Raw genomic sequence first — 24803 nt, forward strand, 5'->3', positions numbered from 1 at the left:
ATGGCCACGACCTTGCAGCCCAGCGAATCCAGCGCGCCCACCCCGCGGACTCCCGCGTGATAGAGCGTCGCCTTGAGGTTGAAGACCGGGCCGGTCGGAAGCGTGCCGGTGACCACCGACATAATCAGGTCGCCCACGGGATCGCTGTTCGCGGCGTGCGCGTTCGACCCGATAGCGAGGAGAGGAATTGCGGCCAGTGCGGCGAGGCGACGTCGCAAGACGGCGGCTCCTTCGTCGTTGATCTGGTGTGCGGGAGTCGTACCCGCGGGAGCCTTCCGGGGCAACCCCTGAGGGCTGCGGCGCGCTGCCTTGTTAGATTTCCTAACTCACGTTGCGAGACAGCATGGCTTGCAAACCTTAAGGAAATTGGCACATCCAGGCCCAGGGCGTGGGAGGGCGGCGGATGAGAATTTATGGGGACTCGATTTCCGGAAATTGCCTGAAGGTGAAGTGGACGGCGGACTTCCTGGGCCGTTCCTACGAGTGGATCGAGACCGATATCCTCAAGGGGGAATCGCGGACCGAGGCCTTCCTGGCGATGAATCCGGCCGGCCAGGTGCCGGCGGTGATCCTCGACGACGGACGCCCGCTCGCCCAGTCCAACGCCATCATCCTGCACCTGGCCGAAGGCTCGGCCCTGATTCCACCCGACGCCTACGACCGGGCCAAGATGCTCGAGTGGCTGTTCTGGGAGCAGTACAGCCACGAGCCCTACATCGCCGTCGCCCGGTTCCAGGTGCGCTATCTGGGCAAGCCGGTGAGGGACCTGGAGCCCAGGATCGTCGAACGAGGTAAGGCCGCCCTTCAGCGGTTGGAGGATGGCCTGGCGGCCTCGCCCTTCCTGGTGGGCGGGGCCGTCACGCTCGCCGATGTGGCCCTGGTCGCCTACACCCGCTGGGCGCATGAGGGCGGCTTCGACCTGGCCGGCTATCCCCGGGTGCGGGCCTGGATCGCCCGCGTCGAACAGGCCCTCAGGATCGCCGACTGAATCCCCCAACGCGCGGCTTGCCTTCCGCCGCCGGAGCCGACAAACCGGGGGCATGAAACGCCCTTCCGTTCGCGCCGCCGGCGCCGCCCTGGCCCTCGCCGCCGCCTTCGCCACGGCGCTGGCCCCCGCCACTGTCCTCGCCTGGGGATCCACAGGCCACCGGTTCGTAGGCGAGCTGGCCATGCGCGCCCTGCCGGCGGATCTGCCGGGCTTCCTGCACACGCCCCAGGCGGCGCTGGATGTGGGCGAGTTCAGCCGCGAGCCGGACCGGGTCAAGGGCGCCGGCCGCACCTATGACAACGACCTCGACCCCGGCCACTTCCTCGACCTCAGCGACGACGGCACGGTGCTGGGCGGCCCGACCCTGGCCGGCCTGCCCAACACGCGCGCCGAATTCGAGACCCAGCTTCGGGCGGTGAACCAGAACAGCTGGAAGTCCGGCTACCTGCCGTACTCGATCCTGGAGAACTATCAGAAGCTGGCCCGCGACTTCGCCTACTGGCGTGTGCTCGACGCTGCGGAGAAGAACCCCGCCTGGAGCGTCCACAAGACCTTCTTCGCCAACGACCGCCGCCGGCGCGAGGCGCAGATCCTCCAGACCATCGGCATGCTCTCCCACTTCGTGGGCGACGGCAGCCAGCCGCTGCACATGACGGTCCATTTCAACGGCTGGGGCGACTTCCCCAACCCGCAGGGCTTCACCACCGCGCGCATCCACGCGCCCTTCGAGAGCGACATGGTCCTGGCCAGCGTCACCGAACCCATGGTGCAGGCCAAGATGGCGCCGCCCAAGGACTGCCATTGCGCGATCCAGAAGCGCATCGCCGACTATCTTGCGGCCACCGGAACCCAGGTGATCCCCCTCTACCAGTTGGAGAAGGCCGGCGGCATGGCCTCGGGCGATCCGCGCGGGCCGGCCTTCGCCGCCCAGCTGATCGCGGTCGGCGCCTCGGAGCTGCGCGACATGATCGCCGAGGCCTGGAAGCTCAGCGCCACGGAATCCCTCGGCTACAAGCCGGCGATCTCGGTGGCCGACGTCCTGGCCGGCAAGTCCGATCCCTATCCGGCGCTCTACGGCATCGACTGACGGACGTGGCGCGATGAACGTCCCGCAGTTCGGCGAGCCGCAGCCTGGGCGATCCTATCCAGACCGGCCGGCGGCCTTCGTGGCGATCGAGCGGGACGGGATGATCGCGGTGGTGCGGGTCAGCCTCCCGGGCGGCGGCTTCCGGGTCGACCTGCCGGGCGGCGGGATCGATCCGGGCGAGATGGCCGAGCAGGCCGCCGCGCGGGAATGCGGCGAGGAGGCCGGCCTGGCGGTCGAGGTCGGGGCCGCGCTCGGCCGCGCCGACCACTTCTTCGTCAACCAGGACGGCGAGACCCACAACACCCGCGGCCGGTTCTTCGAGGGCCGGGTGATCGCCGAGGCCCCGCAGCTGAAGATCGAGCCCGATCACGCCCTGGAATGGATGACGCCGCACGAGGCCCTGGCGGCGCTCACCCGCCCGTCGCACGCCTGGGCCATGGCGCTCTGGCTGCGCCGGGATCGCCGGACGGGCCGCTAGGCCGAGGTCCTGGCCGCCGCCTTCTCCGATTTGGTCAGCGGCTTGGCCGCGGCGCGAGCCGCTTTGCGCTGCGCCGTGCGCATCTCGCGTTTTTCCCCCGCGGTGGCGGCGGCGCGCACGCGTTTCACATCGTCCGGCCGATGCTTTTCGCAAAGCTCCAGCATCTCGCCGATCTCCGTGTCGGTCAGGTGCTCGATGCCGATGAACTCGTTGCGCGCCTTGGAGGTGAGGATCAGCTCGTCCAGCTTGGCCTGGATGGCGGCGTTGTCGCGGTTCTGGGTGTTCTGGATCAGGAACACCATCAGGAAGGTCACGATGGTGGTGCCGGTGTTGATGATCAGCTGCCAGGTATCGGAGTAGTGGGCCATCGGCCCGGTCGCCGCCCAGACGATCACGATCAGGCAGCACAGCAGGAAGGCGCTGGGCCGTCCCGTCCAGGTGGAAACCGCGCCCGCCATGGCGGTGAACGCTCTTGAAGCCTTGTCCATGTGGGCGGCCGCCCCTCCGGGTTTGCGAAGCCCATTTGCTTGGCTTGGCCTGAACGGCTAGTGCGAGGCCCAGTTCCGGAGGATTCCATGGCGCAAGCCCAGCTGATCGACGGCAAGGTCTATGCCGAGCGCGTTCGCGCCGAGGTGGCCGCCGAGGTGGCTGAACTGAAGGCCAACCACGGCCTGCAGCCGGGCCTGGCGGTGGTGCTGGTGGGCGACGATCCGGCCAGCCAGATCTATGTCCGCTCCAAGGGCGAGCAGTCGCTGGCGGCGGGCATGCATTCGGTGACCCACCGGCTGCCCGAGGACACCACCCAGGCGGAACTGGAACGGCTGGTCGCCGAGCTGAACGTCGATCCCCTGATCCACGGCATCCTGGTCCAGTTGCCGCTGCCCAAGCCTTTGGACGAGAAGCCGGTGCTGGCCATGCTCACCCCGGACAAGGACGTCGACGGCCTGACCGTGGCCAACGCCGGGCGCCTGGCCAATGGCCTGCCGGCGCTGGTGCCCTGCACGCCCATGGGCTGCATGATCATGCTGCGCGAGACCATGGGCTCCCTGGCCGGCAAGCGCGCGGTGGTGGTGGGCCGCTCGGTGCTGGTGGGCCGCCCGATCGCCCAGCTCCTGCTGCAGGCCGACTGCACCGTGACCATCGCCCATTCGCGCACCGCCGACCTGCCGGGCGTCTGCCGCGAGGCCGACATCCTGGTCGCCGCGGTGGGCCGCCCGCGGATGATCCGCGGCGACTGGATCAAGCCTGGCGCGGCGGTGATCGACGTCGGCATCAACCGCGTGCCGTTCGACGATCCGGTGAAGGCCGCCGAGGGCCGCACCAAGGTGGTGGGCGACGTCGCCTTCAAGGAGGCGAGCGAGGTGGCCGGCTGGATCACGCCGGTCCCCGGCGGCGTCGGCCTGATGACCGTGGCGGTCCTGCTGCAGAACACCGTCAAGGCCGCCCGGATGCAGGCGGGTTTGGCTTAGGCCCTCGCCCTCAGGCCGTCGGCTGGGTCGCGTTCGCCTCGGTCCAGGTCACCAGCTTGCCGATCGCCTCGTCGGTGGCCTTGCGGAAGGCGGCCACAATGGCGGTGACGCGGTTGTCCGACGCCGGCGCCGACGCCTCGAAGTCCTGCTCGCCGACGCCGGTCTGGTCGGCCTTGGTCAGGGCGGCGTGGATGTGCACCACCACCGTGGGCGGGGCCTTGGCGCCGTGGTCGTAGCGGGCCTCGAAACTCCTCACGTCGATCCTCAGCGCATAGCCGAATCGCCCCTGCTGGCCGCGGGCGATCAGGCGGATGGGGCTGGCGTCGAAGGCGTTGGCCACCGCCTCGTTGAACAGGGTCTCGGCCGGAGCGACCCAACGGGTGTCAGCGATATAGGCCGCCTTGCCGCCGATCACCGTGAGGATTCTGTCGTCGGAGGCCTCTTCCTGGAATTGGCCGTTCGAGCGGAACACCGCCACCCCGCCGGGCGCCGGGGCGGCCACCTTCGCCGCCGGGGCCGGGGCGAAGCTGTAGAGCTGGGCCGGCTTGGTCTTCGGCAGCAGCGAGATGCAGCCGCTGAGCGCGAGCGCGGTGAGGCCGAGCGTGGCCAGGCGCAGAGGGGCCCAAGAGGCGTTCCTGGTCATGGCTTCACCTTCACTTCCTCGGCCGGAGCCTTTCCGAGCGCGCCTGTCGGGCTCTTCTGGATCTCGTTGACCAGCCGCTCCAGCGACTGGGCGGCGCGCTGCAGCTCGAACAGCGCTGAGGTGATCTGCGGCAGGCCGTTGTTGGCGAAGTCGCTGGTCGGGCCCTGCAGCTTGTCGACCATGACCCGCAGCGAGGTCGCCGCCTTCTTCGCCTCGTCGGCGGCGTCGGCGATGTTCTTCAGGCTGCGCTTGCCGTCGCTGTCGAACGCACCCTGGGCGTCCGTCAGGATGCCGTCGGCGTGGCGGGTGGCCTGATCCAGGTCCTGGATCAGTTTCTGGGCGTCATCGACGATCGCCTTCTTCTCCTTCAGCTCGTCACCCACCGCCTGGGCGTCGGCCAGGGTGGCGGAGAAGCTCTGGATGTTCTTGTCGGAGAGCACCCGGTTGACGCGGTCCAGCGCCTCGATGGTGCGGGTCAGCACCGTGCCGCCGCCTTCCAGCAGGTCGCTGAGCGCGCTCCTCTGGCTCTTCAGGATCGGGATGCAGGCGTTCAAGCCGAGGGACTGGCACTTGGCCTTCTGCACGTCCTTCAACAGCGGCTTGGATGGCGTGCCGGCGGTGATCTGCACATAGTTCACCCCGGTGATGCCCTGCGGTTCCAGGGTGGCGTAGCTGTCGATGCGGATCGGTACGTCGGAGGTGACCCGGGCGCGGGCGATCACCCGGCTGGGGTTGGTGCGGTCGAGAGCGATCTTGGTGACCTCGCCCACCTTGATGCCGTTGAAGTGGACTTCGCCGCCCTGGTTCAGGCCCCGCACCGGCCCGTCGAAGACGATGTCGTAGAGGTCGTACTCCTGGGAGAACGACACCCGCGCCAGCCAGACGACGAAGATCACCAATCCCACGAACAGGATCAGCGAGGAGAGGCCCACCAGGGCGTAGTTGGCGTTCTTTTCCATCAGGCTTCCGTCTTCACCTTAGCCGCGGCCCGGCCGCGGGGCCCCAGGAAATACTCGCGGATCCAGGGGTGGTTGGCATGCTCCAGCTCCCGCACGGGCGCGGTGGCGACCACCTTCCTGTCGGCGATCACCGCCACGCGGTCGGTGATCTCGTAGAGGGTGTCGAGATCGTGGGTGATCATGAACACCGTCAGGTCCAGGCTGTCGGAGAGGTCCTTGATCAGCTCATCGAAGGCCGCGGCGCTGATCGGGTCGAGGCCGGCGGTGGGCTCGTCGAGGAACAGCAGCTCCGGGTCCAGGGCCAGCGCGCGCGCCAGGCCCACACGTTTCCTCATGCCGCCCGACAGCTCCGAGGGCTTCAGGTCGCCGGCGTTGGGCGGCAGGCCCACCAGGGCGATCTTCAGGTCGGAAAGCTCGTAGACCTCTTTCTTCCCCAGGCTGGTGTGCTCGAACATCGGGGCGGCGACGTTGTCGCGGACCGTCAGGTTGGAGAACAGCGCGCCCTGCTGGAACAGCACGCCCCATTTGCGCTCAATCGCGCTCCAGCGCCGGCGCGAGGCCCGCTCGATGTCCTGGCCGAACACCTTGACGGTCCCGGCCTGGGGGATGCGCAGGCCGATGATGGTGTTCAGCAGCACCGACTTGCCGGCGCCGGAGCCCCCGACCACGCCCAGCACCTCGCCCCGCTGGGCGGTGATATCCAGGCCGTCGTGGACCAGGTTGTCGCCGAACGCGGAGACCAGGCCGCGCACCTCCACGGCCGGACCGTCATTGTCCAGCAGTTCGTCGTCGCTGAGGTCGTCCTCGTTGACGATGGGGGCGGCGGCTTCGGTCACAGGTTCAGCTTCATGAACAGCAGCGCGAAGGCCGCGTCGATCATGATGATCGCGAAGATGGCGTGCACCACCGCGGCCGTCACCCGGCGGCCCAGGGATTCCACGTCGCCACCGACCTCAAGGCCCTGGCGGCAGCCGATGCCGGCGATCACCGCGGCCATCACCGGCGCCTTGGACATGCCCACCCAGAAGTGAACCGCGCCCACGTTGTCGACGATCCGCTGCAGGAAGAAGGTCGGGCCTAGGTCCAGGGCCGTCCAGACCACCACCAGGCCGCCGAACAGCCCGGCCAGTGTGGCCACGAAAGTCAGCAGCGGGATGATCGCCAGCAGGGCTATGAACCTGGGCAGCACCAGGGCCTCGAACGGGTCGACGCCCATCACCTGCATGGCGTCGATCTCCTGGTTCATCTTCATCGCCCCGAGTTCGGCGGCGAACGCCGAGGCCGAGCGGCCGGCCAGCAGCACGGCGGTGATGATGATGTTGAACTCGCGCAGCACCGCGATGCCGATCAGCTCCACGGCGAACACCTGCGCCCCGAACTGGCTCAGCATGTTGGCGCCCAAGAGGCCCACCACCGCGCCGATGAAGAACGAGGTCACCGCCACGATCGGGATGGCGTCCAGCCCGGCGCGCTCGGCCAGGGAGAAGATCGCCGCCCAGCGGATGCGTTTGGGGTTGGTCACCAGGTAGACCGCCGCCCGGGCGATCGCCACCAGGAGGTGGCCAAGGAAGGCCAGGGTGTCGATCCACTCGTAGCCGATGTTCACCACGCCCTTGCCCAGGCGCACGGTCATCTCGTGGAAGCCGCGCGGCGCGCGCTGGGTGACCGGCTTCACGTGGACAGCCGCGCCCACCAGCTCCAGCAGCCGCACGCTTTCCGGCCGCGCGCGGATCGCCTTGGGGTCGAACTGGCCGCCCACCGCGCGGATCAGGGCGTAGGCGCCGGCGGTGTCCAGCCGGCGCACGCGGCGCATGTCGATCGGGGTGGCGCCGCGCGAGCGCAGGGTCTGGGCCAGTCGCGCCGGCGCATCGCCCAGGCTGGGCGCGGTCCAGTCGCCGCTGAGCGCGACCGTGGGCCGCTCGCCCCCGTCCTTGGCGCCCACCTCGCGTACGCTGAAATCGGCCTGGGTCTCCACCTTTAGTCGCTGGCTCCGGTGTCCGATCGACAGTGGACGGATCGCATTTCGAGTCACGCCGTCCCTAAACCGCCCGGGACCCTAGCAGAGGCCGTGCTAGGCCCGAACGTCTTACAGTTGAGGTTGTTCCGCTAGTCCGCCGTCAATCCGCCTTTTTCGACGCCGCAGGTGCTTCGGAACCTCATGGCCAAGCTCAGCCCAGATTTGGCCAAGGCCGCATTCCAGCATTGCAGATGGGTCGGCAGAGGGGCCGGCGCCAGGCTATTCAGGGTGGAGCGTAGCGTTGAGTCGCCAATATGAATTCGCCGGCAAGTCCGGCGCCCGCTATCGATACACGGCCATGGAGGAGGAGCGTTTCCTGCCGCCGGCCGGGGCCAACTACGTCATCGCCAGGGTGACCAAGGACGGGGCCACGGTGGTCTTCGCCGGCGAGACCGACAACCTGGCCAACCAGACCTGGCGCAAGGAACTGGACAAGGCGCGCGAGACCTACCGCGATGCGCGCATGCTGACCCGGCTGAACGTCACCCGCGCCGTGCGCGAGGCCGAGCGCACCGACCTCGTCCAGCAGCACGTCCCGCCGATGAACCTCTGATCTCCTCTCCACCAGCGAAGCCGAGAGGGAGGGGTGAATGTTCGCGGGCGCGGCTATGCTCGCGCCATGCAGCACCCGGCCATCGTGATCTTTGGCGCCGCGGTGATGGCGGACGGGCGGCCTTCGCCCTCGCTCAGCCGCCGGATCCGATATGGCGCGCGAGCCGCCGCCGCGTGGCCCGATGCGGCGGTGTTCTGCTCCGGCGGGTTGGGCGCGGTCCCGCCGTCGGAGGCCTCGATCATGCGCGACCGGCTGGTCGCCGGCGGGGTCGATCCCGCCCGTATCGTGCTGGACGAGGCCAGCCTCGATACCCTGCAAAGCGTGGTGGCCGCCGCGCGGTTCGTCCGCCGCCAAGGGCTGGACGGCTGCGTCGTCTGCACCGACAGCTATCATCAGCCGCGTTGCCGCCTGCTGCTGGCGCTGCTGGGGATCCATGCCGAGGCCGGGCCGCTCGAGCGCGGTCCCTCCGGCACGCGGCGGCGCTACTGGGTGAAGATGCATCTGCGCGAGGCGCTCGCCTTGCCCTATGACACGGCGATCGTGCTCGCTCGCCTGCGCCGTTTCCGGCGCCTCAGCCGCTAGAACTGCCCGAAGCGGATCTCGGGGCTCATCGCCGGCAGCTCGATGGTCATGCCGTCCTTCGACAGCCGCCAGTCCAACGGCCCGCCGTCGTTCATGCCCCTGGTGAAGGCTTCGGGATTGTAGAACGGCAGGCCCGCCTGGGTCAGGTGATAGAGCACCAGCCGCTTCACCCCCGCGGCGCGGGCGATGTCGGCGGCCTCGACCGGGGTGGTGTGGTAGCTCACCGTGTCGGCCATCACCGAGGCCATCCGCGGATTGCCCAGCAGCTTTAGGCCTTGGACCATCTGGGCGGTCATGGCGGCGTTCTGCGCCTCGTGGATCAGGACGTCGGCGCCCTTGGACGCGATCGCCAGCGGCGGCCACTTGATGGTGTCGCCGCTCACCACCACCGCGCGGCCCTTGTAGTCGAAACGATAGGCGTAGGCCGGCGTCACCGGGTTGTGATGCACGACGATGGCGGTGACCGTGAGCCCGTCCTTGCGCCAGACCACCGCGGTCCCGGCGGCCGGCGGCTGCACCACCTGCGGCTTCAACAGGCCGGCGGCGATCGGCAGCTTCACCGCACCGTGCTCGTGGTGGGCGTTGCGGAAGACGTGGTCTTGGGAATAGGCCTCGTTGAAGCCGGCGGCCACGTGCTCGGTCCCCGGCGGGCCAACCAGCACCAGCGGGGCCGGGCGGCCGGCCACCCAGCTCTGCATGTTGAACTCACCCACCTCGCCGATGTGGTCGGAATGCAGGTGGGTCAGGAACACCGCCTTGGCTTCCGCCACCGGCATGCGCCAGGCCTGCAGGTTCTCGGTGGACTCCGGCCCCACGTCGACGAGGTAGAGGTCGCCGCCGGCCTGGATGGCCACGCAGGCCTTGGCCCGGTCACGCACGGGCAGGGGCCCGGAGGTGCCGCACATCACCACCTTCAGCCCGTCGTAGGTCGCCGCCGGCGCCGCCGGGATCAGGCCCTGGGCCGCCGCGGGGCCTATCCCGGATAGGGCAAGCACACCCGCCGCCAGCAGGCCCGCCGTCACCCCGATCTTCCGCCAGTCCATGCTGTTCCCTCGCGCGATGTGTGCTAGATTATGGCATACATAGTGTCACTATATCCAGTCCCCACGGATCGGGGCGGCGGGGAAAGGGAAGACGATGACGCTCAGCTACGACCTCTACTGGTCGTTCCGCTCACCCTATTCCTACCTGGTGACGCCGAGGCTCGCGACGCTGGAGCGAGATCACGATGTGACCTGCAAGGTGCGGCCCGTCTATCCCCTGGCGGTGCGCACGCCGGAGTTCTTCGAGCAGCAGGACCCGCTCTGGGTGCGCTACTTCATGGTCGACATCTTCCGCGAGGCGGCCTTCCGCCAGATGCCGTTCCGCTGGCCCAGGCCCGATCCGGTTCAGCGGTCGCCGGAAGAAGGCTATCGGATGCAGCAACCCTGGATCCATCGCCTGACCCACCTGGGCGTCGCGGCGGCGGAGCGCGGCCGCGGCCTGCCGTTTCTCAAGGAGGTCAGCCACACGATCTGGAGCGGCGAGACTGACGGCTGGCACGAGGGCGACCACCTGGCCCGCGCCGCCGCGCGCGCCGGCCTGGACCTCGCCGAACTGGACGACGCCGTCGCCGCCGACCCGGATCGCTATGTCGCCATCGTCGAGGAAAACCAGGTCGCCCAGCGCGCCGCCGGCCACTGGGGCGTGCCGATGATGGTGTTCAACGGCGAGGCCTTCTTCGGCCAGGATCGCGTCGACCAGCTCAAGTGGCGGATGGAGCAGCAGGGGCTAGGGCGGCGCTGAGGCGTCCGCGCGCGACTTGCGATAGAGCCGCCACAGCAGGACCAGCAGGCCGGCGAAAACCGGGAAGGCGACAAGGCTGCCTTCCGGGCCGTCGGCGCCGCCGGTCAGCCAGACCGGTCCGACGAACTGGCTGTCGAGCAGGTGGCCGGTATAGGTCATGCCGCTGTCGGGGACCGAGAACAGGAAGTCCTCGGCGAAGACCGCGCCCGCGTGGATGCCCACCGACAGCCAGAGGTCGCCGGTCAGCCAGATCGTCACGGCCAGCAGGACGGCGATCAGGAAGACCGACGCCAGGCCCAAGGGGTTCTCGCCCGGATTGCCCAGATGGGCGGCGGCGAACAGCACGCCGACCAGCAAGATCGCCGGGACCGGGCCCGTCACCCTGGCCGTGCGCAGGAACGGATAGCCCAGGACCGCGAGGTTCTCGGCCATGCCGTTGATCGCCGATGCGACGATCCACGAGGCGGCGAAATAGACCAGGCCGGCGCCGGAAAGTGTCACGGCATGGACGCGATAGCTGCCGAGCGCTGCGATGCCGCCCACCGTGACCCCGACGCCGAGCACGCCCCAGAAAAGTCCCTGGGCGAAGTGCGGCGCGGAGCCGGGACGACGCGGCAGTAGCCGCGGCGCCTCGCCCCGGTCGGTCAGGCTCAGGACCAGCGTCGCCAGGCCGGCCGCCACCAGGACGACCAGCTGGGACAGGATCAGTTGCTCCACCGCGCGCACGCCCGGCGGATGGCTGAAGCGGACGCCCAGGTGGTGCAGCAAAAAACTGAGGCCCCGGGAAAACCCGATAACGGCGCCGACCAGGATCGCGGCATAGAGCGCCAGTCGCCACAGGAGCCCCAGGGCCGCGCTGAGTTTCGCTGGAAGCTTGGTCATTGGTCGGTCTCCGGGATGGGCCCCTCGGTGACGATCAGCAGCACCCGGCTTTGCGCCTCGACGCCCAGGGCCTGGGCGCGATCCGAACCGGGCAGGGCGCGGACGAGGCCCGCCAGCCCCGCCGCGCCGGAGGGCGTCGTCGCCGGGCCGCCATGGGCCGCCAGTTGCGCAGGCGCGGCGATCAGGGTCGCCTCGTCCACGCCGATGGCGAGCGCGCCGCGATCGCGCAGCACGGCAAGCGCCGGCGCCGAGGCCCGGCCGCACGACAGCATCTCGGCCGCCGTCAGCAGATCGCCCTCCAACTGTGGCAACCCGCCTGACGCCAGCGCCGCGGCGACGCAGGCCGCGCTCTCGGGCTCGACCGCCACGATCTTCGGCGCCCGCTCGAGCCGGCGGCTCAGCCCCTCGGCCAGGGCCGCGGCCAGGCCGCCAACGCCGGCCTGGACGAAAAGATGTGTCGGCGCGGCGTCCCCCAATTGCGCCGCAAGTTCCTCGGCGATCAGGTCATAGCCCGCCATCACCCCGGCCACGACCGGGTTGGCGGGATCGTCCGAGGTGTCGGGGACCAGCAGGCCCGCGCCGGTCGCAGCCGCGGCCACGGCCGCCTCGACCGCGTCGTCGTAGGTCCCTGGCGTGAAGACCACCTCGGCGCCCCGCGCCCGGATGCGCCGCACGCGGGCCTCCGGCACGCCTGCGTGCAGGTAGATCCGCGCCGGCGCGCCCACCCGCTCGGCGGCCGCGGCCACGCCCAGGCCGTGGTTGCCATCGCTGGCGCAGATCAATCTGGGCAGGGGTCCGCTCGACCGGTCGGCGGCGAGCAAGGCGGCCAGGCTCGGGCTCGAAGTCGCCCGGGCCAACGCGGTCAGCACACCACAGGCGCCGCCCAGCGACTTGAAGTTGCCGAGCGGGCGGGCGCTCTCGTCCTTCACCCCGATCCAGCCGACGCCGCAGTGTTCGGCCAGAGCCGGCAGCGTCAGGAGCGGCGTCGCCCCGTGCTCCGGCCAAAGCGCCCGGAACAGGTCGGGGAATTCGGAAGCCGCGCTCGTCATGGGCCAAGGCTAGCCGAACCGGTCGACGGCGGGCGTCTTTTTCCGCTACTGATACGGCGGTTTCCGCCGCCAGAGATGATGTCGTGCCGAATTCCGCCTTGGATGCCTTTGACCTCGCCCTGCTGGACCGCGTCCGGCGCAACAACCTGACGCCGGCCCGCATCCTGGCCGAACAGGTGGGGCTCTCCGAAAGCGCCGTTCTGCGCCGGCTTCGGCAGATGCGCGCCACCGGCGTGATCGCCGCCGACGTCTCGGTCGTGCGCCCCGCGAGCCTCGGGCGGCCGCTCACCGCCATCGTCCTGGTCAATATGGTGCGCGAGGGCCTGGCGCAGATCGAGGCCTTCAAGGCGCGACTGCGCGAGCGGCCGCAGGTGGTCAACAGCTGGTACGTCACCGGCGCCGTCGACTTCGTCCTGGTGCTCAACCTCGTTGACCTGGCGGAGTATGAGGCCTTCTCCCGCGAGGTCTTCCTGTCCGATCCCAACATCGGCAAGTTCGAGACCCTGCTCTCGCTGCGCGAACTGATCCCCGGCGCCGGCTAGGCGAGGCGTTTCGGACCCTTGTCTGGTCCGTCGACGGATGGGACAAAGCTCCCCAAGGGGAGCGAAACGAAATGAACCGTACCGAGTCTTCGACCTGGACCCGCCGCCTGGTGACCACCGCGGCCGTGCTGTCGCTGGCCATGGGCCCGGCCCTGGCCCAGACGACCGCCAGCAAGGCGCCGGCCTCCAAGCCTGCCGCCAGCCACCCCAAGGGCGCCGCCGCCGTCGACAGCGCCCGCCTGCTGGCCGCCGACAGCGAGCCCGGGACCTGGATGGCGACCGGACGCACCTATTCCGAGCAGCGCTACAGCCCGCTCACCGGCATCAACAAGGCCAATGTCGGCAAGCTGGGCCTGGCCTGGTACGCCGACGTGGACACCGAGCGCGGCCAGGAATCGACGCCGGTCGTGGTCGATGGCGTGCTCTACTTCACCACCGCCTGGTCCAAGGTCTTCGCCTACGACGCCAAGACCGGCCAGAAGCTGTGGGCCTACGACCCCAAGGTCGATCCGTCGAACGGCGCTGTCGCCTGCTGCGATGTGGTCAATCGCGGGGTCGCAGCCTGGAAAGGCAAGATCTATCTGGGCGCGCTGGACGGCCGGCTGATCGCGCTCGACGCCAAGACCGGCAAGGTCGACTGGTCGGTGCAGACCACCGACCCCAAGCAGCCCTACACCATCACCCAGGTCCCACGGATCGTGAAGGGCATGGTGATCGTCGGCAACGCCGGCGCCGAATACACCTGCCGTGGCTATGTCTCGGCCTATGACGCGGCGAGCGGCAAGCTGAAGTGGCGCTTCTATACCGTGCCCGGCAAGCCGGGCGATCCCACCAACACCCCGGAGCTCAAGAAGGCCCTGGCCGGCTGGGACGGCGATTTCTGGAAGTACGGCGGCGGCGCCACGGCCTGGGACACCATCCTCTACGATCCCAAGACCGACCTTGTGTACTTCGGCACCGGCAACGGCCTTTCCTGGAGCCAGGAGGTCCGCAGCCCGAAGGGCGGCGACAACCTGTTCGTCTCCTCGATCATCGCCGTCCACGCCTCGACGGGCAAATACGCCTGGCACTTCCAGGAGGTCCCCGGCGACGAGTGGGACTACGACGTCACCAACCCGCTGATGACCGCGGACATCAAGATCAAGGGCCAGGTCCGCCACGTCCTGATGCAGGCGCCCAAGACCGGCTTCTTCTATGTCTGGGACGCGGCGACCGGGAAGCTGATCAGCGCCGACAAGTTCGCGCCGCTGAACTGGGCCTCGAAGATCGACCTTGCGACGGGCCGCCCGGTGGAGAACCCCGAGGTCCGCTATACCGACACCAAGGCCGCCATCGTCCAGCCCGCGCCGCTGGGCGCCCACAACTGGCACCCGATGGCCTATAGCCCCAAGACCGGCCTGGTCTACATCCCGGTCACCGAGAGCTCGACCGGCTTCCAGAGCGCCGATCCCAAGACCTTCGCGGTGAAGGACCGGGTCTACAACACTGCCACGGTCTCCTTCTCCGACAAGATCACCGAGCTCTACGGCAAGCCCGGCGCGCCGCAGCGGGGGAATATCCGCAGCTATCTGGAGGCCTACGACCCGGCGACGCAGAAGATCGTCTGGAAGGCGCCCGACAAAGATTACGGCGCGCACGGCGCCATGACCACGGCCTCCAACCTGGTGTTCTCCGGCGACTGGAGCGGCCATTTCAACGCCTTCGACGCCAGGACCGGCGAGAAGGTATGGTCGGCGCCCACCCAGGCCGACGTCGTCGCCGCGCCCTCCACCTACGTCATCGACGGGGAACAGTACGTGGCGCTGCTGGTCGGCGCCCGAGGCCTGCCGCCGGGCCAGGCCCGCACCAGCCCCTCCAGCGCCAACAACTCGCGCCTGCTGGTCTTCAAGCTGAACGCCAGCGAGACGCTGCCCCAGACGCCGATCGCCGGCGCCCTGCCGGGCAAGGTGCTGGATCCGCCCCTGCTCACCGGCACCAACGAGCAGGTGATCGACGGGGAGGGCGCCTATGGCCGCTACTGCTCCGGCTGCCATGGCGCGGGGGGCGTCGCCGACAAGTCGATCCCCGACCTGCGCTATTCGCCGGCGCTGCGGAACCTGCGGAACTGGAACGCCATCGTCATCGACGGCGAGCGCGCCAGCAAGGGCATGGTCAGCTTCAAGACCGTGCTCGCCGAGGGCCAAGCCGAGGCGATCTACCACTACATCGTCAGCCAGGCGAACAAGGCCAAGGCGGCGCAGAACGCGGCGAAATAGGCGGCCTCAGATAGGCGGCGGCCGGTATGACACCTTGGCGAAGCCAGTCACGCCCCAAGATCGGGCGCGAGCGCCGCCAGGAAGTCGCGGGCGTCGAACAGCGCCCCCGGCGCGAACACCCCGCCGGGACCATCGCGGCGCAGCACCCGCTCGGCGGCCTCCGCCACCAGGGGTCCGGTGACGGCGTAGATGTCGCGGCCCTGCGCCGCCGCCCGGCGGATCTGGCCGCCCTGGCGGACTTCCACCTCGACGCGGAAGGTCTGGGCGGAGCGGCCGGAGGTGTCGGCGGGCGCTGGCGGCGGCGTCTTCGGGTCGCGCAGATCGGCGAGTGGGGCGGTCGCCAGGTAGGCGCGCAGTTCGCGTACCTGCAGGTGGCGGCCGATCAGGATCGTCTCGGTGAACGGCAGCTCGACGACGTCCTGGTCGCCGAACGGCGCGGCGAAGGGCCAGACGGCGTGCGGGGCCGGATCGGCGAGGGGCTGCAGCCGGCCATCCGAGATCGTCAGCCGGCGCGCGGTGTTGCGCCGTCCCGTTGCGCGCGTGCCCTCGGTCGGCTTCCAGCTGTCGAGGGCGATGGCGATGCGCGCCTCGTCAGCGCGGGGCCAGTCGCCCAGGGCCGCCGTGACCAGGAGGTCGCCGAGGCCGCCATAGAAGCCCATGGCCGGGACGATCGCCACGCCGGCGGCCTCGGCGGCTGCGCCATAGCGGTCGAAGGCCGCCTGGGCGCTCGCCTGTTCGGCCGTCACGTCGAGGTAGGGGACGCCAGCCCGCAGCGCCGCCTCGATCAGCGGCTCCGCGGTGTCGAGGAACGGCCCGGCGCAGTTGATCAGCGCCGAGGCGCCACGCAGCGTGCGGTCGAGCGCGCCGGGATCGTCCAGCCCGGCGACCGCGCGCCGGACGCCTGAGGGAAGGTCCGCCGCCGCCAGCCTGTCCGCGTCGCGGCCGATGGCGATGGCCGGGAAGCCCCGCTGCGACAGCTCCCGGACCACGAAGCGGCCCGTATGCCCGGCGCCGCCATAGACCGCGATCGTCGGCCGGGGGACGCCTGCCTTCGAAGCTGGATTTCCCATTGATCCCTCACGATACAGACCTGTCTGTTTGAATAGCTACAGACCTTTCTGTATCTAGTCAAACCCGCACCTGCTATGGTGGCCGTTCGAGGAGCATGGCGGATGAGCGAACAGTCAGGCCCGGTCGAGGTGCGCGACCGCATCCTCGAGACCGCCTCGGACCTCTTCTATCGCCAGGGCGTTCGCGCAGTCGGCGTCGATCTGATCATCGCGGCGGCCGGCGTCGCCAAGACCAGCCTCTATCGTCATTTCCGCACCAAGGACGACCTCATCGCCGCCTTCCTGACGCGGGAGGATGAGGACTTCTGGGCGGTCTGGGACCGCGTGGCCGCGGCTCACGCCGGCAATGCGGCGGCCGAGCTGGAGGCCCATCTGGCCTGGATCGGCGAGCGGGTCGGCCGGCCCCGCTATCGCGGCTGCCCGCAGCTCAACGTCGCCGCGGAGTTCCCCGACGAAGGTCACCCGGCCCGGGTCGTGGCGCGCGCGCACAAGCTGGAATTGCGCCGCCGCCTGCGCGGTATCGCCGAGCGGCTGGCGGTCGCCGATCCTGACGGCCTCGCCGCCCAGCTTTCGGTGATGGTCAACGGCGCCTTCGTCTCCGCCCAGGTCCTGGCCGGCGACGACGCCCCGGCGGTCTTGACGCGGATGGCGCACGCGCTGGTCAGCGCTTGCGGTTCGCCTCCGCCGCGGCCTTCACCAGCGCCGTGAAGGCCGCCTCGTCGATCTTGTCACCCTCGGTGAAGTCGATGGCGCGCCGCACATTGCCCTCCAGGCTGGAGTTGAACAGGCCCTTGGGGTCGGGGAGTTGCGCGCCCTTGGCGAAGGTGGTTTTGACCACCGCCTTATAGGTCTCGCCCGTGCAGATGATGCCGCCGTTCGCGTACCAGGTCGGCACGCCGCGCCACTTCCATTCCTCGACCACGTCGGGGACCGCCTGCTTGATCAGGGCGCGGACCTTGGCCAGGGTCTCGCCGCGCCAGTCGCCCAGGTCGGCGATCCGCCCGTCGATCAGCTTGGACGGGGAAAGGCCCGTGGCCGTCGCGGTCTTTTCCATGGTTCTCAGCTCCTGCGTCCGTCCACTCATCGCCCCTGGATCATCTTCCAGCCGTTGCCCGACGGATCGCGGAAGCTGGCGTCCACGGCGCCATAGCGGTCCATGGGCTCCTGGGTGAACTCCACGCCCTTGGCGGCCAGGGCGCCGTAGGCGGCGCGGCAATCGTCCACCACCAGCACCAGCGGCGGCATGGCGCCCTTGGCCACCACCTCTTCGACGGCCTGGGCGGTCGTCGCGTCCATGGTCGGCGGCTGCGGCTTGAACAGGCCAAGCTGGAACGACGGCTGGTCGGGATGCTGTACGGTCAGCCAGCGGTAGTCGCCGTTCTTGGCGTCGGTGTGGATCTTGAACCCGAGCTTGCCGACATAGAAATCAACGGCCTCGTCCTGATCGCGGACATAGAGACCAACAACTCCGACACCCTGTGTCATGGGACCCTCTTGCTGTTTGGCGTTGCGTCTTCGGCGCTGTTCATAGGGCCGGCTTCCTGCCGCCGCTTCTCCGAAACTGCGTTTCTGAGATCGGGACGATAGGCGGCGGCGACGAAGCAGTGCGGCGCCTGTTCGAGCGCATGGATCGCCGCCTGCTCGCGGGCGCGCAGTTCGCTGGGGCTCTCGCCCAGCACGTCGCGGAACACCCGGCCGAAGGTGCCCAGGCTGTTCCAACCGGTCTCCAGGGCGATCTCGATGATCGGCGTATCGGTGTCGCGCAACAGCGCCTTGGCCCGCTCCAGCCGTCGGGTCAGCAGGTAGCGGTGCGGCGGGACGCCGAACGCCTCTTTGAACGAGCGCGCGAAGTGGGCTTGGGAAACCCCGCTCACCTCCGCCAGCCGCTCCACCGGCCAGGCCTCGTGGCTGGCGGCGTCCATCCGGTCCTTGGCGCGCAGCAGGCGGCGCAACAGCCGCAGATCCTGGCCGGGGCGGTCCTGTCGCGGCGGGCTTGCGGGCCTTGGTCCCATGGCTAGGGTTCGAACCTGACCACATCGCCCTCCAGCGGAATCTCTATGCGGTGGATGACCGCCGGTTCGATGCTGATGCCGGCGTCTCCCGCGTGGCCGTCGACTGCGTAGCGGCGGAAAACGAAAGGCAGACCCTCGCAGCCCAGGGCCGAGTTGCTGTCGCAGATGTGGAAGTGCAGGTGCGGCCCGCTCGAATTTCCGGAGTTGCCAAGGCGGCCGATCACCTGGCCGCGGCGGACCTTGTCGCCGGGCTTCAGGTGGATAGAGGCGCCTTGCATGTGGCCGTAGAGCGCGAAGAGCTTCGGGCCGATCCGTTCGGAGATCATGTTGCCGGCGAAGTCGTTGGCGGTCTTGAAACTCTTGGGACCGTCCGGGGGCGTGTTCTCTGGCAGGTCGGCGCGCACCGTGGTGACGATCCCGTCGGCGACGGCGTAGATCGGAACGCCATAGCCCGGGTAGTTGGCGTTGACGTGCTCGTCGCCATGGAACATGTCGCCGTTCGAGTCGATCTTGCCCCAGTCCGTCGCGAACCGCTGTGCGATCGTCTCGCGCCCATCGACCATGATGAAGCTGCGGCGATGGTTCGAGGTGTTCGAAGGGCCGTTGAAGGCGCCCCATCGGCCGCCCCGCAGCGGCGGATCGATGACGACCGGTGGGCGGCGGTCCACGACCGGGCCGGGCGCGGTGAAGATTTCCGGCCTCGGCTCGCCCTGTTCCTGCACCGTCAGTCGGTGGGCCAGCGCCGCAGGAACCGGCGCGGCGCGGTCCAAGGTCAGCCAGAGATAGACGAGGGCCGTCCCGCCGCCGGGAATGTCCAGGACGTCGTCGGCGGATTTGGAGCCGCGACGCAGCGTCATGCCCTTCAATTCGGCCGCCGTCAGGTGCGCCAGGACCCGTTGCGGCTTGTCCGCGGCGATCACGTCGAGGCCCTGCAGCGTCACCGCGCGGCGTTCGAAATTGGCGAGGCGCAGTTCATAGACCAGATGCCGTTTGCCGTTCGCCGGGACAGGCTGAGGCTGCGTCATCACCCGTGCGTCAAGCGGGGAGATGGCGTTGGCGGGAAAGGTCACATCCGCGGGCATCGCCGGGCGTGGCGGCCGCGCCGCCGCCGACAGACAGACGGCGAGCAGGGCGAGGGCGGCGACCCGGGCCAGGGGTGAAGCGTTTCTCATGACCGCGCCCACAACGTCCTGGCCAGCACGCCCACCTTCGCCTCGATGGCGGCGGCGGCGTCCAGCGCCAGGTCCTCGCGATAGCGGCTGGCGATCAGCTGCACCCCGACCGGATGGCCCTTGGCGGTCAGCCCGGCGGGCGTGGTCGCCACCGGCAGGCCCAGCACGCTGATCGCGCCCACGAACCGCAGGTCGTTGTGGAAGAACCGGTAGACCGCCGCATCGCCCTTCAGGTCGGCGTCGAAGGCCGGCGTCGGCTGCACCGAGACCGGCGCCAGGATCACCGGATAGTCCTCCAGCATCAGCAGCCACTCGCGCAGCCTCCGCGCCCGGAAGGCCATGGCCTGGATGTAGCCTGCATGGTCGAAGATGTTCGCCATGCCGAGGAGGCCGGTGATCGCCCCCAGGGTATCGGAGCTGCCCAGCGCCTTCATGGCCTCGAGCTGGACGGTGACGATCTCGGTGGAGATCAGGTCGCTCCACAGCTGCCAGGTCCCGGTGACGTCGGGGACCTCGACCTCGCTGACCGCATAGCCGGCGTCGGCCAGGTGGTCGGCTGCCCGGCGCACCAGGCCCATCACCTCCGCATCGGCCTCCAGGTCGTCGGGCAGCTTGGCCAGCGCGACCCTGATCGGCCGGGGCGGCGGCGGGCCTTCCAGCGGGGCTGGGACCCACCAGGGGTCGCGCGGGTCGCGCTGCGCTAAAGCGGCCAGCCCCAGGCGCACGTCAGCCACCTCGCGGGCGATCGGACCCTGGACGCTCATCAGCTGGGCCATCGGCGGCCGCTCGCTGGCGGCGGATTCGTTGTAGGCCGGCGTGCGCCCGAGCGTCGGCTTGACCGTCGCCACGCCGCAGCAGGCGGCGGGCCAGCGCAGCGAGCCGCCGATGTCGTTGCCGTGGGCGATGCAGCCGATCCCGGCGGCGATGGAAGACGCCGCCCCGCCTGACGAGCCGCCGCAGGTGATCTCCGGGTCCCACGGGTTTTTGGTCAGGCCGTGCAGGGCGTTGCTGGTGAAGGCCCTGAGCGAGAACTCCGGCGTGTTGGTTAGGCCCACGACGATCGCGCCGGCCTTGCGGAAATTGGCCGTCACCGGCGAGTCCGACGGCGCGATCAGGTTCGCCAACCCCACCACACCGTTCGAATTGGCCTGGCCCGCCGTATCGACGTTGATCTTCACCGTCACCGGCACGCCGTGCAGCGGGCCGAGCGTCGCACCGGCGGCCTGGGCCGCATCGGCGGCGCGGGCGGCGGCCAGCGCCTGGTCGGACAGGTCGACGACCACGGCGTTCAGCGCCGGGTTCGCCTGCGCCTTGCGCGCCAGGCAGGCGGCCGTGACCTCTTCGGCGCTGACCTTCCGCTCAGCGATCGCCCGCGCCGTCTCCGCCGCCGACCACCGCCAGATTTCGCGCTCCGCCATGCTCATCTCCCGTGACGGGAGAACCTAGCCTTTCCGGCTGTCCCGGCGAAAGCCGGGACCCAAGCTGAATCGCTTGGATTGCATGAACCCAGGGTTCGGCGGAGACACCACTTGGATCCCGGCTTTCGCTGGGACGAGCGGAGCGGGGATCAGCTCTTCTTCTTCGCGGGCGCCTTCTTGCCCTTCGCCGCTTTCTGGCCCGGCCAAGCCGTGTCGATGGGGATTCTCGGGTTGGCGGTGATCTTCAGGTCGGCGCAGTGGTGATAGGTGAAGCGGCCGTCCGGATTGACCGGATGGTTCTCCATGAACTGGATCACCTGCAGCGAGCAGTGGTCGCAGTTGATGTTGGGGATTTTGACATAGGTGTCGAACTCCTGGCCCGGCACGCGGGTGTGGTGGTCCCACAGGCCGTCCACCAGCACCGGCGGCTTCGGGTTCGGGTCGACCTTGCCCTTGTCCGACCACGGCTTGCCGTTCACGTCCTTGGTCGTGTCCTCGGGGTCGGCCGGCAGCTCCGAGCGGTCCTTCACCGCCAGCGCGATGCGGAAGAAGCCGGGGTGGTAGACGGTCTCCTTGACCTTCACCCGCAGCAGCTCGCCGCCGGCGACCTCGGTGACCGCATTTGTGGGCGTGCCGGGATTGGCGCTGGTGCCGCCGCAGGGGCCCAGCTTCTGCGGGTCGCCCAACCGGGGGTCTTCCTGGATCCAACCCTTCGGCGTTTCCAGGATGAAGTGGGCCGAGACCATGGCCGGCGCGGTGAGGGCGAAAAGGCCGGCGGCGCAGGCCAGCGCGATGCGAAGCTTCATGTGGCGACTCCCCTGATTTCGTGACGCCTGCGTCACCTATCATTGATCACTCAGGCGTGGAATTTCACAGCGGTACTATACGCTGGAAATCGATAGGAGCGCGGGACGGAAGCTGCCGGCCTACTGCTCGATGTCGGTTTCCGCCAGCCGCTTGGCCACGCCGCGCGTGAGGTTGGCCACGGCCAGCTCATGCAGGTCGAGGCCGCCGTCGTGGTTCAGGTCGAGCTCCGCGAACCGGCTCTTGAGCGCCGCGTAGGGCCCCCGCAGCTCGGTGATCTGCAGCTTGCCGTCCGCATTGTCGTCCAGGAAGCCGATGATCCGGGATTCCATCAGCTTGGCCTGCAGGTCGTTGCGGACGTGATGGCTGGTCTCGTCCACCCAGCGGTAGTTGACCCGGAAGTACATCATCTCGTTCCAGGTCTGCTCGCCCCAGGTGACGTTGAGCTTCGGGTCGGGGTTGGCCGGATTGTGCATGGAGTTGTCGTAGATCCACTTCACCCGCAGCTTCGTGCCCTTCTTGACCAGCAGCGGCTGGGCCAGGTCGTAGTCGAGCTGCCAGTTGAAGTCGTACTTCGGCACCGACAGGATCGGCGTCTCCTTGCCGTCGGGCGTGATCTCAGTCAGCTCGACCGCATAGCCGCGGTAGTGGGCGTGCGGGTGGACGCTGTAGAGCAGGGCGTCCGCCGGGAATTCGAGGTAGGCGACTTCCGCGTGGCGCGGATCGCCGGCCGGAATGCGCATGATCGGATTGGAGATCACCGCCGCGCGCCGGATGATCTCCGGCGGCGTCTTCAAGAGGTAATAGCCGATCTGGGTCGCATCGGTCATCGGCCGGCCGTTGGTGGTGTAGTGCATCGAGAAGCTGAGCTTGCCGCCGGCCGGCACCGGCGCGCCGGTGCCTTCGTTGTAGAGCTGGACGCCCGCGCCCGGCACGTAAGAGCCTACCGAGCTGCCCGGCAGGTCGGCCGGCGGCAGCGACTTGTCGGCCATGTAGCCCGAGGTGATGTGGTGCAGCACCGGGCGCGCACCCGGTTTGAAGGCCACCGCGCGCAGCCAGGCGTCGCCCTTGAACGGGTTGTCGACCACCATGTGCTGGTACTCAATGACGCCGCTGGCCGGCACGTTGAAGGACGGTAGCTGGACGACCACGTCCGGCTTGCCGAGCGCCGTGGGCCATTCCGGCGCCTCGCCGGCCTGGGTCTTCAGGATGTCCTCACCCGTCCCGCGCGGCGCGCCGGCCTCGATCCAGTGGACCAGGGTCCGGGTCTCTTCCGGCGTCAGCGAGGTGTCGTTCGACCACTTGCCCACATGCGGGTCGGCGAAGAACGGCGGCATGCGCCGGGTCATCACCGTCTCGCGCATCATCGGCGCGAAGCCTTTGACGATCTCATAGCTGTTCATCTGGAACGGGCCGATGCCGCCCTTCTGGTGACAGCTCACGCACTTCTTCTGCAGGATCGGGGCGACGGTCTTCGAATAGGAGATCTCTTCGTAGGCCGCGACCGGCTTGCGTTCGGGGAAGGCGAGCGCCTGTCCGGCCTTCATCTCGACGCGGGGGTTGGCCACCGGCTGGCGGGCCAGCACCGCGTCGATCGCCTGGGCGGCGTAGGCGGTCGCGGGCCTGGCGTTGATGTCGGGGCTCGCCCGGTTGAAGCGGTCGTCCAGCGGGCCGTGGTAGGCGACCTTGAAGTCGGCCCTCGGGTCCAGCACGAAGACCTCGCCCTCGCGGCGTATGTTCATCTGCTCGCCGACCAGCTGCAGGTCGTCCATCAGCACCGGCACGGCGAATTTGTTCGACGCCGCCTCGGCCGCCGCCGCCTCGCGGGTGTCGGCGGGGTTGATCATGTAGAACAGGACGCCCTTGTCCTTGTAGGCGGCCTGCAGCTTGGCGAGCTCCGCAGCGGCCGCCCGCGACAGCGGCGAGCCGTCCTTCTGCGACATCAGCACGATGGCCGGCGCGTACTGGTAGTAGGACAGCTTATGCGCGACCCGCGTCGTGTCGGTGAGCTGGAAGTCGCCCACCCGGTCCGGCGTCACGGACGAGGCGTCGCCCTTGGACGCCGAAGCGGCCCCGACCGTTGCGATGACGATGGCGCTCACAGCCGCGGCGCCCAGAACAGCCTTCATCCCCAGCTCTCCCAGCCTGGTTCGTTCCAACCAGGATAACATAGTTCGGGAGTCGGTGGTCAGCGAAGCTCGGAAATGCGCGGAAGCCCCGGGCGATGGTGGATGCGACAGGGATTGAACCTGTGACCCCCTCGGTGTGAACGAGGTGCTCTCCCGCTGAGCTACGCATCCGCTATCCGCGAGGAGGTGGGCGTATAGCGTGGGCCTTTACGGCTCGCAAGCGGTGAGCAGTTGCAGGCAGGCCCCCGGCAGCTGGTCGTAGTGGTCGATCAGGACGTCAGGGTGAAGCTCGGCCGCAGGCGTCTCGGTATAGCCGAAGCTGACCAGGATCAGGCCGACCTTCGCCGCCCGCGCCGCGCCCGCGTCGGTGGCCGCATCGCCCACCATCAGTGCGCGGGGCAGGGCGCCGCCGGCGGCGGCGACGGCCGCCTCCAGGTGGCGCGGGTCGGGCTTGGCAGCCGGGGCGGCGTCGGGGCCGACGACGGCGTCGAACAGCCGGTCCATGTCCAACGCCCGCAGCAGGGCGTTCGACAGCGCCGTCGGCTTGTTCGTGCAGACCGCCAGGCGCGCGCCTTGGGCCCGCAGCGCCTCCAGGGCCGCGACGCACCCCGGAAACGGCTGGCTCTCGTCGGCGATGTGGGCACTGTAGCGGGCGATGAAACGGTCGAACAGGCCGGCCATCCGCTCGGCCGCCAGCGGCTCGCCGGCGGCCTGGAAGCCGCGCTCGATCAGCCGGCGCGCGCCGTGGCCGATCAGGTCGCGGGCGTGCTCCAGGCCGAGCGGCTGCAGGCCCTCCTCCGCCAGGATGACGTTCAGCGTGCCGACCAGGTCCGGCGCGGTGTCGACCAGGGTGCCGTCCAGGTCGAAGGCGATGACCGCGCCCCCCAAGACAGTGGAGGGCGCCGCCAT

Annotated in this window: 27 protein-coding genes and 1 tRNA gene; 10 read left to right on the forward strand and 18 right to left on the reverse strand. The window is 69.3% G+C overall.

Annotation, left to right across the window (positions count from 1 at the left end; all coding sequences use genetic code 11):
• The first annotated feature begins 403 nt into the window (after positions 1-403).
• The 3 genes from VGL85_RS19235 to VGL85_RS19245 are packed head-to-tail and all read left to right on the forward strand — an operon-like array spanning position 404 to position 2553.
• Positions 404-988, forward strand: a complete 585-nt coding sequence (locus tag VGL85_RS19235) for a glutathione S-transferase family protein (protein WP_331590626.1) — start codon at positions 404-406, stop codon at positions 986-988.
• Between the two features lie 52 nt (positions 989-1040).
• Entirely contained in the window at positions 1041-2075 is a 1035-nt protein-coding gene (locus VGL85_RS19240; RefSeq protein ID WP_331590627.1) for a S1/P1 Nuclease, read from the forward strand.
• Between the two features lie 13 nt (positions 2076-2088).
• Entirely contained in the window at positions 2089-2553 is a 465-nt protein-coding gene (locus VGL85_RS19245; protein WP_331590628.1) for an NUDIX domain-containing protein, read from the forward strand.
• On the opposite strand, the gene VGL85_RS19250 is transcribed toward VGL85_RS19245, so the two are convergent.
• The gene (locus VGL85_RS19250; protein WP_331590629.1) at positions 2550-3041 is read right to left on the reverse strand and encodes a low affinity iron permease family protein; all 492 of its coding nucleotides are present in this window, start codon (positions 3039-3041) and stop codon (positions 2550-2552) included. The genes VGL85_RS19245 and VGL85_RS19250 overlap by 4 nt on opposite strands.
• Positions 3042-3128: 87 nt before the next feature.
• On the opposite strand from VGL85_RS19250, the gene folD reads away from it, so the two are divergent.
• The gene (folD, locus tag VGL85_RS19255; protein ID WP_331590630.1) at positions 3129-4022 is read left to right on the forward strand and encodes a bifunctional methylenetetrahydrofolate dehydrogenase/methenyltetrahydrofolate cyclohydrolase FolD; all 894 of its coding nucleotides are present in this window, start codon (positions 3129-3131) and stop codon (positions 4020-4022) included.
• Between the two features lie 10 nt (positions 4023-4032).
• Here the strand turns inward: folD and VGL85_RS19260 are convergent, their stop codons facing one another.
• From VGL85_RS19260 to VGL85_RS19275, 4 genes are read right to left on the reverse strand one after another with little or no spacing between them, the layout of a single operon-like run.
• The gene (locus tag VGL85_RS19260) at positions 4033-4665 is read right to left on the reverse strand and encodes an ABC-type transport auxiliary lipoprotein family protein (protein ID WP_331590631.1); all 633 of its coding nucleotides are present in this window, start codon (positions 4663-4665) and stop codon (positions 4033-4035) included.
• On the reverse strand, positions 4662-5624 hold the full coding sequence (locus VGL85_RS19265; protein WP_331590632.1) for an MlaD family protein: 963 nt from the start codon (positions 5622-5624) through the stop codon (positions 4662-4664). Before VGL85_RS19265 ends, VGL85_RS19260 begins: the two co-directional genes overlap by 4 nt.
• Positions 5624-6439 (reverse strand): ABC transporter ATP-binding protein, encoded by an 816-nt coding sequence (locus VGL85_RS19270; protein WP_331590661.1) that lies wholly within the window; start codon positions 6437-6439, stop codon positions 5624-5626. The genes VGL85_RS19265 and VGL85_RS19270 overlap by 1 nt, the downstream gene beginning before the upstream one ends.
• 17 nt (positions 6440-6456) lie before the next feature.
• On the reverse strand, positions 6457-7599 hold the full coding sequence (locus tag VGL85_RS19275) for an ABC transporter permease (protein ID WP_331590633.1): 1143 nt from the start codon (positions 7597-7599) through the stop codon (positions 6457-6459).
• Positions 7600-7882: 283 nt separating this feature from the next.
• On the opposite strand from VGL85_RS19275, the gene VGL85_RS19280 reads away from it, so the two are divergent.
• Both VGL85_RS19280 and VGL85_RS19285 read left to right on the forward strand, forming a co-directional pair.
• Positions 7883-8194 carry a hypothetical protein gene (locus VGL85_RS19280; RefSeq protein ID WP_331590634.1) on the forward strand — a complete coding sequence of 104 codons (312 nt, stop codon included), beginning with the start codon at positions 7883-7885 and terminating at the stop codon, positions 8192-8194.
• Positions 8195-8227: 33 nt separating this feature from the next.
• Positions 8228-8776, forward strand: coding sequence for a YdcF family protein (locus VGL85_RS19285; RefSeq protein ID WP_331590635.1), 549 nt, complete (start codon positions 8228-8230; stop codon positions 8774-8776).
• On the opposite strand, the gene VGL85_RS19290 is transcribed toward VGL85_RS19285, so the two are convergent.
• On the reverse strand, positions 8773-9819 hold the full coding sequence (locus VGL85_RS19290) for an MBL fold metallo-hydrolase (protein WP_331590637.1): 1047 nt from the start codon (positions 9817-9819) through the stop codon (positions 8773-8775). The two genes, VGL85_RS19285 and VGL85_RS19290, sit on opposite strands and share 4 nt — an antisense overlap.
• Before the next feature lie 94 nt (positions 9820-9913).
• Between VGL85_RS19290 and VGL85_RS19295 the strand changes: the two genes are divergently transcribed.
• Positions 9914-10561, forward strand: a complete 648-nt coding sequence (locus tag VGL85_RS19295; protein WP_331590638.1) for a 2-hydroxychromene-2-carboxylate isomerase — start codon at positions 9914-9916, stop codon at positions 10559-10561.
• Here the strand turns inward: VGL85_RS19295 and VGL85_RS19300 are convergent.
• Both VGL85_RS19300 and VGL85_RS19305 read right to left on the reverse strand, forming a co-directional pair.
• Positions 10547-11443: a CPBP family intramembrane glutamic endopeptidase gene (locus VGL85_RS19300; RefSeq protein WP_331590639.1), complete on the reverse strand. Its 897-nt coding sequence runs from the start codon at positions 11441-11443 to the stop codon at positions 10547-10549. The two genes, VGL85_RS19295 and VGL85_RS19300, sit on opposite strands and share 15 nt — an antisense overlap.
• On the reverse strand, positions 11440-12492 hold the full coding sequence (locus VGL85_RS19305; RefSeq protein WP_331590640.1) for a pyridoxal-phosphate dependent enzyme: 1053 nt from the start codon (positions 12490-12492) through the stop codon (positions 11440-11442). Before VGL85_RS19305 ends, VGL85_RS19300 begins: the two co-directional genes overlap by 4 nt.
• 83 nt (positions 12493-12575) lie before the next feature.
• Between VGL85_RS19305 and VGL85_RS19310 the strand changes: the two genes are divergently transcribed.
• Positions 12576-13034, forward strand: coding sequence for an Lrp/AsnC family transcriptional regulator (locus VGL85_RS19310; protein ID WP_331590641.1), 459 nt, complete (start codon positions 12576-12578; stop codon positions 13032-13034).
• A gap of 71 nt (positions 13035-13105) precedes the next feature.
• Complete coding sequence (locus VGL85_RS19315) at positions 13106-15289, forward strand: PQQ-dependent dehydrogenase, methanol/ethanol family (protein ID WP_331590642.1); 2184 nt, start codon at positions 13106-13108, stop codon at positions 15287-15289.
• Between the two features lie 47 nt (positions 15290-15336).
• Here the strand turns inward: VGL85_RS19315 and VGL85_RS19320 are convergent, their stop codons facing one another.
• Positions 15337-16359, reverse strand: a complete 1023-nt coding sequence (locus VGL85_RS19320; protein WP_331590643.1) for a saccharopine dehydrogenase family protein — start codon at positions 16357-16359, stop codon at positions 15337-15339.
• A 102-nt stretch (positions 16360-16461) separates the two neighbouring features.
• On the opposite strand from VGL85_RS19320, the gene VGL85_RS19325 reads away from it, so the two are divergent.
• A complete protein-coding gene (locus tag VGL85_RS19325) occupies positions 16462-17067 on the forward strand; it encodes a TetR/AcrR family transcriptional regulator (protein WP_331590644.1) in 606 nt (201 codons plus the stop codon).
• Here VGL85_RS19325 and VGL85_RS19330 read toward each other — a convergent pair.
• The 9 genes from VGL85_RS19330 to gph form a co-directional block, all read right to left on the reverse strand.
• The gene (locus VGL85_RS19330; protein WP_331590645.1) at positions 17021-17413 is read right to left on the reverse strand and encodes a DUF1801 domain-containing protein; all 393 of its coding nucleotides are present in this window, start codon (positions 17411-17413) and stop codon (positions 17021-17023) included. The two genes, VGL85_RS19325 and VGL85_RS19330, sit on opposite strands and share 47 nt — an antisense overlap.
• 26 nt (positions 17414-17439) lie before the next feature.
• Positions 17440-17844, reverse strand: coding sequence for a VOC family protein (locus VGL85_RS19335; protein ID WP_331590646.1), 405 nt, complete (start codon positions 17842-17844; stop codon positions 17440-17442).
• A complete protein-coding gene (locus VGL85_RS19340) occupies positions 17841-18311 on the reverse strand; it encodes a helix-turn-helix transcriptional regulator (RefSeq protein ID WP_331590647.1) in 471 nt (156 codons plus the stop codon). The genes VGL85_RS19335 and VGL85_RS19340 overlap by 4 nt, the downstream gene beginning before the upstream one ends.
• A 62-nt stretch (positions 18312-18373) precedes the next feature.
• Complete coding sequence (locus VGL85_RS19345) at positions 18374-19543, reverse strand: M23 family metallopeptidase (RefSeq protein WP_331590648.1); 1170 nt, start codon at positions 19541-19543, stop codon at positions 18374-18376.
• On the reverse strand, positions 19540-20961 hold the full coding sequence (locus VGL85_RS19350) for an amidase (protein ID WP_331590649.1): 1422 nt from the start codon (positions 20959-20961) through the stop codon (positions 19540-19542). The genes VGL85_RS19345 and VGL85_RS19350 overlap by 4 nt, the downstream gene beginning before the upstream one ends.
• Positions 20962-21110: 149 nt before the next feature.
• On the reverse strand, positions 21111-21767 hold the full coding sequence (locus VGL85_RS19355) for an SCE4755 family polysaccharide monooxygenase-like protein (RefSeq protein ID WP_331590650.1): 657 nt from the start codon (positions 21765-21767) through the stop codon (positions 21111-21113).
• A 120-nt stretch (positions 21768-21887) separates the two neighbouring features.
• Positions 21888-23894 (reverse strand): redoxin domain-containing protein, encoded by a 2007-nt coding sequence (locus tag VGL85_RS19360; RefSeq protein WP_331590651.1) that lies wholly within the window; start codon positions 23892-23894, stop codon positions 21888-21890.
• A gap of 96 nt (positions 23895-23990) precedes the next feature.
• Positions 23991-24065 (reverse strand) — tRNA-Val (locus tag VGL85_RS19365).
• A gap of 36 nt (positions 24066-24101) precedes the next feature.
• Positions 24102-24803 (reverse strand): phosphoglycolate phosphatase, encoded by a 702-nt coding sequence (gene gph, locus VGL85_RS19370; RefSeq protein ID WP_331590652.1) that lies wholly within the window; start codon positions 24801-24803, stop codon positions 24102-24104.

It is taken from the genome of Phenylobacterium sp. (assembly GCF_036501465.1).
Classification (GTDB): Bacteria; Pseudomonadota; Alphaproteobacteria; order Caulobacterales; family Caulobacteraceae; genus Phenylobacterium.

Bases quoted from the DNA above. Each gene is read 5' to 3' on its own strand.
- VGL85_RS19235 (WP_331590626.1), top strand. From the start codon at position 404: ATGAGAATTTATGGGGACTCGATTTCCGGAAATTGCCTGAAGGTGAAG.
- VGL85_RS19240 (WP_331590627.1), top strand. From the start codon at position 1,041: ATGAAACGCCCTTCCGTTCGCGCCGCCGGCGCCGCCCTGGCCCTCGCC.
- VGL85_RS19245 (WP_331590628.1), top strand. From the start codon at position 2,089: ATGAACGTCCCGCAGTTCGGCGAGCCGCAGCCTGGGCGATCCTATCCA.
- VGL85_RS19250 (WP_331590629.1), bottom strand. From the start codon at position 3,041: ATGGACAAGGCTTCAAGAGCGTTCACCGCCATGGCGGGCGCGGTTTCC.
- folD (WP_331590630.1), top strand. From the start codon at position 3,129: ATGGCGCAAGCCCAGCTGATCGACGGCAAGGTCTATGCCGAGCGCGTT.
- VGL85_RS19260 (WP_331590631.1), bottom strand. From the start codon at position 4,665: ATGACCAGGAACGCCTCTTGGGCCCCTCTGCGCCTGGCCACGCTCGGC.
- VGL85_RS19265 (WP_331590632.1), bottom strand. From the start codon at position 5,624: ATGGAAAAGAACGCCAACTACGCCCTGGTGGGCCTCTCCTCGCTGATC.
- VGL85_RS19290 (WP_331590637.1), bottom strand. From the start codon at position 9,819: ATGGACTGGCGGAAGATCGGGGTGACGGCGGGCCTGCTGGCGGCGGGT.
- VGL85_RS19295 (WP_331590638.1), top strand. From the start codon at position 9,914: ATGACGCTCAGCTACGACCTCTACTGGTCGTTCCGCTCACCCTATTCC.
- VGL85_RS19300 (WP_331590639.1), bottom strand. From the start codon at position 11,443: ATGACCAAGCTTCCAGCGAAACTCAGCGCGGCCCTGGGGCTCCTGTGG.
- VGL85_RS19305 (WP_331590640.1), bottom strand. From the start codon at position 12,492: ATGACGAGCGCGGCTTCCGAATTCCCCGACCTGTTCCGGGCGCTTTGG.
- VGL85_RS19315 (WP_331590642.1), top strand. From the start codon at position 13,106: ATGAACCGTACCGAGTCTTCGACCTGGACCCGCCGCCTGGTGACCACC.
- VGL85_RS19320 (WP_331590643.1), bottom strand. From the start codon at position 16,359: ATGGGAAATCCAGCTTCGAAGGCAGGCGTCCCCCGGCCGACGATCGCG.
- VGL85_RS19325 (WP_331590644.1), top strand. From the start codon at position 16,462: ATGAGCGAACAGTCAGGCCCGGTCGAGGTGCGCGACCGCATCCTCGAG.
- VGL85_RS19330 (WP_331590645.1), bottom strand. From the start codon at position 17,413: ATGGAAAAGACCGCGACGGCCACGGGCCTTTCCCCGTCCAAGCTGATC.
- VGL85_RS19335 (WP_331590646.1), bottom strand. From the start codon at position 17,844: ATGACACAGGGTGTCGGAGTTGTTGGTCTCTATGTCCGCGATCAGGAC.
- VGL85_RS19345 (WP_331590648.1), bottom strand. From the start codon at position 19,543: ATGAGAAACGCTTCACCCCTGGCCCGGGTCGCCGCCCTCGCCCTGCTC.
- VGL85_RS19350 (WP_331590649.1), bottom strand. From the start codon at position 20,961: ATGGCGGAGCGCGAAATCTGGCGGTGGTCGGCGGCGGAGACGGCGCGG.
- VGL85_RS19355 (WP_331590650.1), bottom strand. From the start codon at position 21,767: ATGAAGCTTCGCATCGCGCTGGCCTGCGCCGCCGGCCTTTTCGCCCTC.
- VGL85_RS19360 (WP_331590651.1), bottom strand. From the start codon at position 23,894: ATGAAGGCTGTTCTGGGCGCCGCGGCTGTGAGCGCCATCGTCATCGCA.
- gph (WP_331590652.1), bottom strand. From the start codon at position 24,803: ATGGCGGCGCCCTCCACTGTCTTGGGGGGCGCGGTCATCGCCTTCGAC.